The organism is Curtobacterium sp. MCLR17_055 (assembly GCF_003234305.1).
Taxonomy (GTDB): domain Bacteria; phylum Actinomycetota; class Actinomycetes; order Actinomycetales; family Microbacteriaceae; genus Curtobacterium; species Curtobacterium flaccumfaciens.
Genome location: NZ_QKSX01000017.1, coordinates 1 through 12407 on the forward strand (window position 1 = coordinate 1; position 12407 = coordinate 12407).

Below are 12407 nucleotides of genomic sequence, written 5' to 3' on the forward strand. Positions count from 1 at the left end.
GGGGTGCGGCAAGCGGGCGGAGGTCCGGGAACACCGCGCCCGCCGCGACGCGGGGTGAGAACAAGCTTATCACGAACGGTCACAACACCCCGCTCAGGTTCGCCGAGCGGTAACGAACCGTCGGTTGTGCCCGTTCCAGTCGACACTTCGTGACCGTCCGGCGGCACAGGAGCGGGGAGTCGTGGCCGGCTCGTGCGTGCGGCTTGCACGTGTCATGGGTCTTCTCTCCCGCACAGGAGGCCCGGCTCACCTCGTTCTCCACAGGTCCCGAGTGCGCGTGGCCGGCTCACGTGCCCCGCAACGACCATGACGGCATGCCAGCTGCCCGTCGCCTCCCTGCTCCGTTCGACCGATCCACCTTCCGCGTGGCCGATGCGGTCGGTCACGGCATCGATCCGGAACGGCTCCGACGCGCCGACCTGGCAGCCCCGGTGCACGGTGTGCGTGCTCCGATCGACTCGGTGGACTTCATCGACGCCGTCGCCCTGGTCATGCGTCCCGACCAGTTCTTCAGCCACACGACCGCCGCCGCGATCTGGGGTGCGCCACTGCCGCAGTCGGTGCGCTCGGTCGGCCCGGTGCACGTCTCGACCGCGAGGGACGGGAGCCGGATGCGTCGGCCCGGCGTGGTCGCGCACCGGCTGGACCGGCCGAGGACCGTCGAACACCGCGGGTTCCCGGTCAGTGTCCCCGCGCAGATGTGGTTCGAGTGCGCCGGCGTGCTCGCACGTGACGCGCTGGTCGCGATCGGGGACCACCTCGTCGGACCAGCCGGGCTGGCGACGGCGGACGACCTCCGTGTGTCGATCCGCCCCGGCACACGCTTCGCGCTCGCTGCTCGGCGCGCGTTGGACCTCGTCCGGGCCGGGGCGGAGTCGCCGCAGGAGACCTGGCTCCGTCTGGCCGTGGTCGAAACGGGGTTCCCCGAGCCGGAGCTGAACGTCGACGTGCACGACGGTGCGGGGCGGTTCCTCGGACGCGTCGACATGGCGTGGCCGGAGTTCCGCATCGCGTTGGAGTACGACGGCGATCACCACCGGGAGCGCGACACCTTCCGACACGATCAACGACGGGACAACGGGTTCGTGGTGAACGACTGGCTCGTGATCCACGCGACGGCATCGGACGCACACCGACCCGCGGTGTTGTTCGAGCGACTCCGCCAGGCGTTCGAGGTCCGAGCGGTCGGAAGTCGTCGGCGGTCAGCGTGACGGCAGTGATCGCCACGCTGAAGATCTCTTCGCCGGGCGGTCACGACATGCCGTCGGCTGTGCGCCGGCCGGTCACGAACTGTCGGTCAGCGGGCGCGCAGACGACAGATCGTGACCGCTCGGCGGCGTCGGACGGGGTGTTGTGACCGCCCGGGACGCGGGACACGAGCGCCCGGTCAGCGGCCCGCCCGGGTCAGGCGGCGAAGTCGCGGGGGAGCAGGGGGAGCCAGACGCGGAAGGTGGCGCCGCCGCCCTCGGTGTCGAAGACCTCGACGGAGCCGTGGTGCGCCGCGACGATGCCCGACACGATGGCGAGCCCGAGGCCCGAGCCGCCGGTGTCCCGGGCGCGGGAGGTGTCCGCACGCCAGAAGCGCTGGAAGATCTTCTCGCGCAGCTGCGGCGGGATGCCCTCACCGTGGTCGATCACGTCGAGGTGTGCCATGCCGCGCTCGTCGTCCACGCCGATGCCGATCTCGATCGGGTCGTCGTTCGCCGTGAACCGCATGGCGTTGCCCATCAGGTTCGTGACGATCTGGCGGATCTTGTTCTCTTCCGCCAGGACGATCGGCGGGCGCTTCGGCAGCACGACCGTGGGCAGCGGGGTGGTCTCGTCGGTCGGGGCGGCACCGGCGTCGATGTTCATGGCGCGGGTCCGACGGGCCCGCAGGCGCGCGATGGTCTGGCGCGAGAACGCGATCGGCCCGGTGGTGTTCGCCGAGGTGGGCGACACGGGCGGTGCTTCGCCGGAGTCCGGAGAGCCGATGGACGACGACGCCGACGGGCGGACGGCCTGGGGCACGCTCTCGCCGGTCAGGGAGTCCTCGACGAGGACCTGGATCTCGCGGTCGGGGTTGGAGGCCATCGTGTCGAGCGCCGAGTCACGGGCGATGGCGACGAGGTCGACCGGGCCGAGTTCGAGCGGCTTCGACTCGTCGATGCGGGCGAGCTGCAGCAGGTCCTGCACGAGCAGGCCCATCCGCTGCGCTTCCTTCTCGATGCGCTCCATCGCCTGGGCGACGTCCTCTTCCTTGCGCAGGGCACCCATCCGGTACAGCTCGGCGTACCCGCGCAGGGACACCAGCGGCGTGCGGAGCTCGTGCGAGGCGTCCCCGACGAACCGGCGCATCTGGGCGATGGTGCGCTCGCGGTCCTCGAACGCGGAGTCGATCCGCTCGAGCATGACGTTGAGGGAGCGGTTGAGGCGGCCGACCTCGGTGTTCGGGGTGTCGGCCTCGAGGCGCTGGTTGAAGTCACCCGCGGCGAACCGTGCGGCGGTGTCCTCGACGTCGCGCAGCGGGTCGAAGGTCGCGGTGACGAGCAGCCGGGTGAGCATGGCGCCGAGCAGGATGACCGAGGCACCGAACCCGAGGAAGATCGCGGTGAACTTGCCGATCGTCTCGTCGGTACCGGCACTGGAGACCGCGATGAGCACGTAGCCGGTCTCGGTGGTGCCGTCGGACTGGTTCTGCAGCGACGCCGGGATGATCTGCGCACGCCACTCGTGGTTGTGCTGGCTGTCGTAGAGCGAGATGCGCTGGTTCGCCTGCGATGCCTCGACCAGGGTGGCTTCGCGGACGTCGGGCCGGCTCGACGCCTTCGTCTGGCAGATCCGGTCGCCGTCGGCGTCGTACGCGGCGACGTAGGCGCTCTGCGACACCACCACGGACAGCTTGCAGTACTGCTCGCCGTCGCTGATGTTCTGGCCCTCGAGCTGCTCGGTCGTCTGCTTGACCGTGTTGTCGAGCTGCTGCATGAGGTAGGTGGACAGCACGGTCATCGTGCCGAGTCCGGCGACGAGCAATCCGAGCGCGACGAGCAGCACCGTGATCCCGGTGATCTTGGTGCGCAGGGAGATCCCGTCCCACCAGTGGTTCATTCGCGTGTGCATGCTGCCCCAACGATAGACAGCGGCCGCCCGGTGAAACCGGACGACCGCCGTGAAGTCGAGCCCCGAGGGACTCCTGCTCCTAGGAAGCCTTGGACGCCTTCAGCATGTAGCCGAAGCCGCGCTTGGTCTGGATGATCGGCTCGGCGGAGTACTGGTCGAGCTTGCGGCGCAGGTACGAGATGTAGCTCTCGACGATGCCCGCGTCACCGTTGAAGTCGTACTCCCACACGTGGTCGAGGATCTGCGCCTTCGACAGCACGCGGTTCGGGTTGAGCATCAGGTAGCGGAGCAGCTTGAACTCGGTGGGCGAGAGCTCGATCTGGGCGTCGCCGATCGTGACCTCGTGCGTGTCCTGGTCCATCGTGAGCTCGCCGGCGCGGATGATCGCGTCTTCCTCGTCGTTCATGGTGCGACGGAGGATGGCCTTGATGCGGGCGACGATCTCGTCGAGCGAGAACGGCTTGGTGACGTAGTCGTCGCCGCCGACGGTGAGGCCGGTGATCTTGTCCTCGGTGTCGTCCTTCGCCGTCAGGAACAGGATCGGCGAGGTGTAGCCCGAGGAGCGCAGGCGCTTGGTCACGCCGAAGCCGTTCATGTCGGGCAGCATCACGTCGAGGATGATGAGGTCCGGCTCTTCTTCCAGCACGGCGGAGATCGCCTGTGCCCCGTTGCCCACCGCACGCACGGCGAAGCCGGCGAAGCGCAACGAGGTCGTCAGGAGGTCGCGGATGTTCGGCTCGTCGTCGACGATCAGGATCTTGGGGCCATCGCTCATGGTCCTATCTTCTGACTGTTCCCTCGGGGTTTCCTGGGAGCGGTTCGTGCGTCAGCCCACGGGCGTCTGGACCTGGTCGGCATCCAGGATCGTGTACGAGTAGCCCTGCTCCGCCAGGAACCGCTGCCGGTTCTGCGCGAAGTCCTGGTCGACGGTGTCCCGGGCCACGAGCGTGTAGAACGACGCGGGCAGGCCGTCCTTGTTCGGGCGGAGGAGCCGGCCGAGCCGCTGCGCCTCTTCCTGCCGGGACCCGAACGAGCCGGAGACCTGGATGGCGACGGTCGCGTCGGGCAGGTCGATCGAGAAGTTCGCGACCTTCGAGACGACGAGCACGTCGACCTCGCCGGACCGGAACGCGTCGTACAGCCGCTCCCGTTCGTCGACCGGGGTCGCCCCCGTGATCTCCGCGGCGTCGAGCGACGCAGCGAGTTCGTCGAGCTGGTCGATGTACTGCCCGATCACCAGGATCTGCTCACCGCGGTGCTTCTCGATGAGTTCCCGCACCACCGGGGTCTTGGCCGGGGACGTCGCGGCGAGCCGGTAGCGCTCGTCGTCGCTCGACGCCGCGTACTCCAGGCGGTCCTGGTGTGGCAGGTCGATGCGGACCTCGTAGCAGGAGGCCGGCGAGATGTAGCCCTGCGCCTCGATCTCCTTCCACGGGGCGTCGTACCGCTTCGGCCCGATGAGCGAGAAGACGTCGCCCTCGCGGCCGTCCTCGCGCACGAGCGTCGCGGTGAGGCCCAGGCGTCGGCGGGCCTGCAGGTCGGCGGTCAGCTTGAACACCGGCGCGGGCAGCAGGTGCACCTCGTCGTAGACGATGAGCCCCCAGTCGAGGGCGTCGAGGAGCGACAGGTGCGTGTACTCGCCCTTCCGGCGGGCGGTGAGGATCTGGTAAGTCGCGATCGTGACCGGCCGGATCTCCTTGACGCTGCCCGAGTACTCGCCGATGTCCTCCGGCGTCAGGGTCGTGCGCTTGAGGAGCTCGGTGCGCCACTGCCGCGCCGACACGGTGTTCGTCACGAGGATGAGCGTGGTCGCCTTGACGGTCGCCATCGCACCCGCGCCGACGAGCGTCTTGCCCGCGCCACAGGGCAGCACGACGACGCCGGAGCCCTGGGCGAAGAACGTGTCGACCGCCTGCTCCTGGTACGGCCGCATGTGCCACTCGGCGGTGTCCAGGTCGATCGGGTGCGGCTGGCCCGGGGTGTAGCCCGCCAGGTCCTCCGCCGGCCAGCCGAGCTTCACGAGCTCCTGCTTGATCTGCCCCCGCGCCCACGGCTGCAGCTCGACCTCGGTCGAGGACCGCATGTCACCGAGCAACGGCTTGATGCGCTTCGACCGGATGACCTCGGCCAGCACCGACGGGTCCTCGGCGGTGAGGAGCAGGAGCGGCAGGCGCTCGAGTTCCTCGGTCGGGGAGTTCGCGATCACGGGCGCGTCGGGCCGTTCCTCGCGACGGATCACGAGCCGGCCGTAGCGCGAGACCGTGTCGCGGATGTCGACCGTGACGCTCTGCGGTACGGGGAACTTCGCGAAGCGTTCCAGGGTGTCGATCATCGCCTCGGCGTCGTGGCCCGCGGCGCGCGCGTTCCAGAGTCCGAGGCGGGTGATCCGGTAGGTGTGCACGTGCTCGGGAGCGCGTTCGAGCTCGGCGAAGGCCGCGAGCTCGTGGCGTGCGTCCTCGGCATCGGGGTGCGCGACCTCGAGGAGCACGGTGCGGTCGCTCTGCACGATCAGCGGTCCGTTCATGACCTGCCAGCCTAGCCGTCGGCACCTGCGTGCGGGTGACCGCGCGGCTCAGGCGTCGCTCTCGACCGACACCACGAGTGACAGCGGCAGGGTGCGCTCGACGTCGACGGCCGTGTCCCGCCCGCGGACGCGTCCGGCCGCGACCGAGGTCGGCACGATCGAGAACGGCCGCTCCGAGCCGTCCGGCATCCGGACGGTCACACGGATCGGCGTGCGTCCGCGCACGGCCAGGTCGATCTGCCGACCGAGCCACTCCTGCTCCGGCTCCGCGTCGCCGCGCTGCGTCGTCAGGCGGAGCCGTTCGACGAGTGCGTGCGCCGACTGCTCCGGCGAGCGTCCGGTGGGGCTGCGCCGGCCGGGAGGCCCGTGGTGCGCCTCGGGGCGGGCTGCGGTCGTCAGGACGGCCGGGTAGCGCTGGTCCTCGAGCGCGGTGTGCACGACGTGCGGCGGGTAGCGAGTGGTCAGCGTCGTCAGGTCGGGCCGCTCCCACGCGAGCTGCCGGAGCTCGGCGTCCACCCCGACGAGGTCGAGCTGGTCGGCGGTGCCGCGGACCTCGGTCCCGACGCCGCCCGGCCCCCGGTCGACGACGATGCTGCCGTCGCGTCCGGCCACCTGGTCGATCAGGTAGGCGAGGGGCTGCGGGATCCCGGTGGCCGACAGCCGTCCGAGCAGGGACAGCAGGTCGTCGCGGGAGTGTCCGGCCCGGAACGCCGCGCGCAGGGTGTCCTCGGAGATGCGGTAGCGCGCCGCGAGTCCCGGTGCCTCGAGCACGGCGACGGTGCGCAGGGCGTCGTCGTCCACCGGCGCGAGCGGCCCCGGTGCGATGACGGTGAGGTCGTGCTGCAGGTAGACCCGCTCGACGGTGCCCGGCAGGTCGTCGGCGGCCTGCTCGGCGTCGCCGTCGAGGAGCGCCCGACCGGTGCTCGTCACGATGCCGTCGACCGCCAGGCCGAGCGACGCCGCGGTGCCGGCGACGTCGAGCAGCAGGGCGTCGAGCCAGCGGGACCCCGCCGGGTACGCCCAGCGCCCGAGCGGCACGAGGTCGCGCAGGTCCCCGTCGGCCAGCTCGAGCACCTGGTGCACGGCGGGCGGGAGCGTGTCCGACCACGCGGCCACCAGCGACACCCAGCGTTCCGGCCAGCTCGCGAGCAACCACGCGTGCCCGGGATCGGTGACGATCCAGCGTCCGGTGTCAGGGTCGGCGAACCCGATGCCGTCGAGCAGCGCCAGGCGACCGGCGACGAGCTCGGCATCGGTGCCGATGCGCTCGGCCAGGGTGCGGGCGAGCGGCATGCCGATCCCGCCCTTCACGAGTTCGCGGACGGCGCCGGCGTCGACCGCCCGCAGCAGTTCGGCGAGCACGGTCATCGTCGCGAACGCCTGCTCCGCGCCGGTGGTGCGCGCACGCTCGAGCGCCGCGGCGTCGAGGGCGGGAGCAGCGGGGCGGACCTGCTCCGGGCCTCCAGGCTGCTCGTCGAGCGAGGTGAGGTCGGGGTGGGCGGCCACGCGTGCGGCGACCGCGTCGTCGACGGCGCCGTCCTCGTCGGCGAGGCCGAGCTCGATCGCGGGGCCGAGCGCGTCGACCGCTCCGCCGTCGCGCAGCGCCAGGATCGTGGCGCGCGGCAGGTGCTCGACGGCGGCGTCCACGGCGTCGTCGCTGCGGAGCGCCTCGGCGAGGTCGAAGAAGTCGGTGATGCGCTGCGGGCCGGTCTCGGCGAGTGCAGCGGTGGGGAGTCGCCTCGCCGCGACGAGGCGCTCGAGCGCATCGTCCGGCATCGCCCGGAGTCGGGCGGCGAGGTCGGCGGTGGTCGTCATCGTCCGGTGCCAGCGTCCGGGGCGGACGTCAGCGAGCCGTCCGGTTCGCTCGTGCGCGACGTGTCCAGGTGATGCCGAGGAGCGTGAAGACCAGCACCATGGCGATCGGGAAGCCGTAGAGCGGAATCGCCATGACCACCGGCCACGGCATCGCACCCTGGGCGCTGGGAGCGGTGAGCCACATGATGATCATCGCGACGAAGCAGAGCAGGCCGAGGATGATGATCCCACCGATCATGAACGCCAGAGCGCGTTCGGTACGATTGAACGTCACCGGGGGTTCTGCGGAGTCCTGCGGGTTCCCGGTTGATCGGGTCGGCTTGGCCATCGACCCAGGATATCCGACGCACCACGGCCGTACCACGACCTCGAGGAGTCCACGCATGCCCACCGGCAAGGTCAAGTTCTACGACGACGACAAGGGCTTCGGCTTCATCACCGGAGACGACGGCGACCAGGTGTTCCTGCACGCGTCCTCGCTGCCCGACGGCGTCGTGACCGTCAAGGCCGGCACGCGGCTCGAGTACGGCGTCGTCCAGGGCAAGAAGGGGTCGCAGGCGTTGTCCGTGCGGCTGCTCGAGCCCCAGCCGTCGCTGTCGCGGATGACCCGTCGCTCCGCGGACGACATGGCCGTGATCGTCGAGGACCTGGTGAAGGAACTCGACCGGATCAGCGGAGACCTCCGCCACGGCCGCTACCCGAAGAACGGCGATCGCATCGCCGCCATCCTGCGGCACGTCGCAGACCAGTTGGAGGCGTGACCCCATGACCGAGTCCGAGACAGCAGGGGCCGAGACGGCTCCCGACGCTGCGTCCACCGACGTAGCATCCGTCGACGCAGCGTCCATCGACTACACCGACCTGGCGCGCGAGGCGTTGCTCGAGGTCACCCCGGAGTCGACCGTCGGCGCACCCGTCGGCACGGTGGACGAAGGGGACGGCGTCGTGTCCGTCCTGTTCGCCAACCGCCTGCCCGGGTACCCCGGGTGGCGCTGGACCGTCAGCGTTGCGAAGATCGGCGACGACGAACCCACCGTGCTCGAGGTCGAGCTGATGCCCGGCGACGGCTCGCTCGTCGCGCCCGAGTGGGTGCCGTGGTCCGAGCGACTGGCCGAGTACCGGGCCGCACAGGAGCACGAGGGCGAGGACGCGTCGGACGAGGACTCGGACGACGAGGACTACGACGACGAGTCGGATGAGGACGACGACGAGTCGGACGAGGACGACGAGGACTCGGACGAGGACGACGACTACGACGACTCGGATGACGACGAGGACGACGACGAGTCGGACGATGACGATGACGACGAGTTCGACGCCGACGAGGACGACCTCGACGAGTCGGACGACGACGACATCGAGGGTGTGGACGTCGATGCGCTCGCCGATGTGAGCGACACCGACACCGAGGACGAGGCCCCGCAGCCGCCCCGTCGTCGCCGTGCCCGCCGCGTGCAGCCGTTCGAGCCCGACGCCGATCTCGAGGTCGACCAGCTCGACGCCGGCGAGGCCGATCCGGGCTTCCACCGCGCCTGACCCACCCGGATCGACGAACGGGCCCGGCACCACCGATCCGGTGGTGCCGGGCCCGTCCTCGTTCCGGCGGGTGTCCCCGACGTCAGCGCAGGGCGTCGATCGTGAAGTCGATCGCGCGCACGAGCTTCGCGACGTCGTCCGGGTCGATCGCGGTGAACGTCGCGACGCGCAGCTGGTTGCGGCCGAGCTTCCGGTACGGCTCGGTGTCGACGATGCCGTTCGCGCGCAGGGTCGCGGCCACGGCCTTGGTGTCGATCGAGTCGTCGAGGTCGATCGTGGCGACGACCTGGGACCGAGCGGCGGCGTCGGTGACGAACGGGGTCGCGGAGTCGCTGGCCTCGGCCCAGTCGTAGATCGTCGACGACGACGTCTTCGTGCGGAGGTCTGCCCATGCCAGGCCGCCGGACTCGTTCATCCACCGCACCTGCTCGTCGAGGAGCAGCAGCGTGGAGATCGCCGGGGTGTTCAGGGTCTGGTTCAGGCGCGAGTTGTCGACGGCGTTCTTGAGCGACAGGAACTCCGGGATGTACCGGTCGGAGGCGGCGATCCGCTCGATCCGCTCGATCGCGGCGGGGGAGAGCAGCGCGAGCCACAGGCCGCCGTCCGAGGCGAAGTTCTTCTGCGGGGCGAAGTAGTAGACGTCGGTGGCGCTGACGTCGAACAGGGCACCACCGGCGGCGCTCGTCGCGTCGACGACGGTGAGGGCGCCGGCGTCACCGGTCGCGCGGACGACCGGGGCCATGACGCCCGTCGAGGTCTCGTTGTGCGGGTAGGCGTAGACGTCCACGCCCTCCACCGGCTCGAGGGCAGCGAGGGAGCCACCCGGCGCCTCGACGACGTGCGGCGCCTCGAGCCACGGGGCCGCTGCGGCCTTGGCGAACTTCGACCCGAACTCGCCGAAGGACAGGTTCTCGGCACGGCGCTCGATGAGGCCGAAGGCGGCGGCGTCCCAGAACGCGGTCGAGCCGCCGTTGCCGAGGACGACCTCGTAGCCCTCGGGGATCTGGAACAGGTCTGCGAGGCCGGAGCGGACGCTGCCGACCAGGTCCTTCACGGGCTTCTGGCGGTGCGAGGTGCCGAGGATCGTGGCGCCGCGCGTCACGAGGGACTCGAGCTGGGCGCCGCGGATCTTCGACGGACCGCAGCCGAAGCGACCGTCGGTGGGGAGGAGTTCGGCCGGGATGACGATGTCTGCCATGCACCGATCCTACCGACGCCGATCCGCCTGCCCGAGCCCGTGTACCGGCCGGACGGGGAGGGTCCGACCCACCTGTCCACCGCGTCGGATGACCCTTTCTCACGTGCACCCGGGCGCCGGTCGGTGTTCGTCGGTGCGAACAAGTAGTGTGGTCGGCGCTGGGCCCAGACATGAGAGGCGGACCGTGACCGATCTCGTCGACACCACGGAGATGTACCTTCGCACCATCCTCGACCTCGAGGAAGAGGCGATCGTGCCGCTGCGCGCGCGCATCTCCGAGCGCCTCGGACACTCGGGCCCGACGGTCTCGCAGACCATCGCCCGCATGGAGCGCGACGGCCTGGTCGTCGTCTCCGGCGACCGGCACCTGGAGCTCACCGACGAGGGCCGTTCCCGCGCCACGCACGTGATGCGCAAGCACCGTCTGGCCGAACGCCTGCTGGCCGACGTCATCGGACTCGACTGGGCCTTCGTGCACGACGAGGCCTGCCGTTGGGAGCACGTCATGAGCGAGCAGGTCGAGGTCCGCCTGCTCGAGATGCTCGGCAACCCGACGGAATCCCCCTACGGCAACCCCATTCCCGGGCTCGCCGAGATCGGTGGCCCCGCGGCCGCCGGGTTCCTCGACGGCGTCCAGAACATCGTCGCCGCGACCGAGGGCACCGACGCCGTCACGACCGGGGTCGTCCGACGCCTGGGCGAGCCCGTGCAGTTCGAACCGGAACTCCTGCACCAGCTCCGCACCGCCGGCGTCATGCCCGGGCGCGTGGCGAGCGTGCAGCGTGCTGGCGCCTACGTCGCGGTCCGCGTCGAGGGTGAGGACTCGGGCATCGAGCTGCCGATCGAGGTCGCGCAGCACGTCTACATCGAACGCGGCTGACCGTTCCTGGTCGTTCCTGAGAGTCTTTACCGTTTCGTTACCCACGGGGCGTTTGGTCTCGACTCGGTAACGACGCTTCCGTACACTCGTCCGAGTCGCCGCGCTGCCCCTGAGCCGGAGACCCGTGGCAGGACGTCTCGAACCCGTCTCCTGCCTCGATCGGAAACGATGACGAACGGATGGGGTTGCACACCGCCGGACACCCACGGCGGCGTGATGACGAGACGTTGGAGACACACCTCTTGACGCAGACCGGTACCGCCGCGGACGACCAGACGCCCGCGAACCCGACGAACACCGAGAACGCCACCACCGCCCCGCTCACCCGGCGGGCCGTGCGCGAGACCGAGGGCCGCCCGGTCCGCAAGGTCGTGCCGGTGCGCTCCGCACCGCTGCCCGGTGGTCGTCGTGCCGCGCAGGCCGCGGCAGCCGCGAACACCGCGAAGGCCAGCTCCTCGTCGCGCAAGCGCAAGTTCCTCGCACCGGTCGTCCTCACCGTGGCCGCCGGCATGTTCGGCACGGTCGCGGTCGCCCCGGCCTTCGCAGCGACGACCTCGAGCAACTCGACCGCCGCCGCCGACGCCCAGCGTCAGGTCCGGGCCACGCAGAGCCAGGAACTGTCGGTCTCCGACGCCGTGGCGCTCGCCGACACGAGCCGTGACGGCTTCGGCGCGACGTCCACCGCGACGCTCGACGCCGAGAAGGCCGCGAAGCAGGCTGCCGCGGACCAGGCCGCCGCAGCCAAGGAAGCCGCCGAGCAGGCCGAGCAGACCCAGACTGCCCGTGCCGCGACCGCGAAGCAGTACTCCTCGTACACCGGGCCCACCGCCGCCGAGTACGCGGCCAGCTCGTCCGCCGCAGACACCCCGTTCTCGCTGCCGGCCGTGGTCGCCACGGGCAAGCAGTACATCGGCACCCCGTACGTCTTCGGTGGCGCGGACCCGTCGGGCTTCGACTGCTCGGGCTTCATCATGTTCGTGTACGCCCAGTACGGCATCAACCTCGCGCACTCGGTGCCGCTGCAGGACCAGGCCGGCACCACGATCCCCGAGTCCGAGGCGCAGCCCGGCGACGTCGTCATCTTCAACAACGAGGCGCACGACGGCTTCTACATGGGGAACGGCATGATCATGGACGCCCCGAAGCCCGGCGGCACCGTGCAGATCCGTCCGATCTGGACCAGCGACTACCACATCGTCCGCTTCGGCATCTAGCGAACACTGCCCCCGGGGGAGTGTGAACTTCTCCAGAACCGGCCCGCACACCCTCGTGCCGGGCCGGTTTCTGGGTTAACCTGACGCTGCACCGGTCCGCACCGGCGCGAACAGGAGACCCTCATGTCGATGTTCCGCACG

General features: G+C 70.5%; 11 protein-coding genes. 5 read left to right on the plus strand and 6 right to left on the minus strand.

All coding sequences use genetic code 11. The features are described 5' to 3' along the window. The first annotated feature begins 314 nt into the window (after positions 1 to 314). Positions 315 to 1211 carry a hypothetical protein gene (locus DEJ09_RS14300; RefSeq protein WP_146245739.1) on the plus strand — a complete coding sequence of 299 codons (897 nt, stop codon included), beginning with the start codon at positions 315 to 317 and terminating at the stop codon, positions 1209 to 1211. 193 nt (positions 1212 to 1404) lie between these two features. On the opposite strand, the gene DEJ09_RS14305 is transcribed toward DEJ09_RS14300, so the two are convergent. The 5 genes from DEJ09_RS14305 to DEJ09_RS14325 all read right to left on the minus strand — a co-directional run bounded on the left by DEJ09_RS14305 (position 1405) and on the right by DEJ09_RS14325 (position 7766). Beyond that, positions 1405 to 3099: a cell wall metabolism sensor histidine kinase WalK gene (locus tag DEJ09_RS14305; protein ID WP_111089032.1), complete on the minus strand. Its 1695-nt coding sequence runs from the start codon at positions 3097 to 3099 to the stop codon at positions 1405 to 1407. Between the two features lie 79 nt (positions 3100 to 3178). Then, positions 3179 to 3874 carry a response regulator transcription factor gene (locus tag DEJ09_RS14310; RefSeq protein WP_017888045.1) on the minus strand — a complete coding sequence of 232 codons (696 nt, stop codon included), beginning with the start codon at positions 3872 to 3874 and terminating at the stop codon, positions 3179 to 3181. A gap of 51 nt (positions 3875 to 3925) precedes the next feature. After that, entirely contained in the window at positions 3926 to 5623 is a 1698-nt protein-coding gene (locus DEJ09_RS14315) for a DNA repair helicase XPB (RefSeq protein WP_027466594.1), read from the minus strand. Positions 5624 to 5671: 48 nt separating this feature from the next. Continuing rightward, positions 5672 to 7438, minus strand: coding sequence for a helicase-associated domain-containing protein (locus DEJ09_RS14320; RefSeq protein WP_111089033.1), 1767 nt, complete (start codon positions 7436 to 7438; stop codon positions 5672 to 5674). A gap of 28 nt (positions 7439 to 7466) precedes the next feature. Beyond that, positions 7467 to 7766, minus strand: a complete 300-nt coding sequence (locus DEJ09_RS14325; RefSeq protein ID WP_128780559.1) for a hypothetical protein — start codon at positions 7764 to 7766, stop codon at positions 7467 to 7469. 55 nt (positions 7767 to 7821) lie between these two features. Here DEJ09_RS14325 and DEJ09_RS14330 point away from each other — a divergent pair, with 55 nt between their 5' ends. Together DEJ09_RS14330 and DEJ09_RS14335 are read left to right on the plus strand one after the other, a co-directional pair. Next, positions 7822 to 8199: a cold-shock protein gene (locus tag DEJ09_RS14330; RefSeq protein WP_017888041.1), complete on the plus strand. Its 378-nt coding sequence runs from the start codon at positions 7822 to 7824 to the stop codon at positions 8197 to 8199. Between the two features lie 4 nt (positions 8200 to 8203). Next, positions 8204 to 8974 carry a DUF3027 domain-containing protein gene (locus tag DEJ09_RS14335; RefSeq protein ID WP_111089034.1) on the plus strand — a complete coding sequence of 257 codons (771 nt, stop codon included), beginning with the start codon at positions 8204 to 8206 and terminating at the stop codon, positions 8972 to 8974. Between the two features lie 82 nt (positions 8975 to 9056). Here the strand turns inward: DEJ09_RS14335 and serC are convergent, their stop codons facing one another. Then, positions 9057 to 10172, minus strand: a complete 1116-nt coding sequence (gene serC / locus DEJ09_RS14340; RefSeq protein ID WP_111089035.1) for a phosphoserine transaminase — start codon at positions 10170 to 10172, stop codon at positions 9057 to 9059. Between the two features lie 184 nt (positions 10173 to 10356). On the opposite strand from serC, the gene DEJ09_RS14345 reads away from it, so the two are divergent. Continuing rightward, a complete protein-coding gene (locus tag DEJ09_RS14345) occupies positions 10357 to 11052 on the plus strand; it encodes a metal-dependent transcriptional regulator (protein ID WP_071404062.1) in 696 nt (231 codons plus the stop codon). A 242-nt stretch (positions 11053 to 11294) separates the two neighbouring features. After that, positions 11295 to 12266, plus strand: coding sequence for a C40 family peptidase (locus tag DEJ09_RS18490; protein WP_111089036.1), 972 nt, complete (start codon positions 11295 to 11297; stop codon positions 12264 to 12266). The last annotated feature ends 141 nt before the right edge of the window (positions 12267 to 12407 follow it).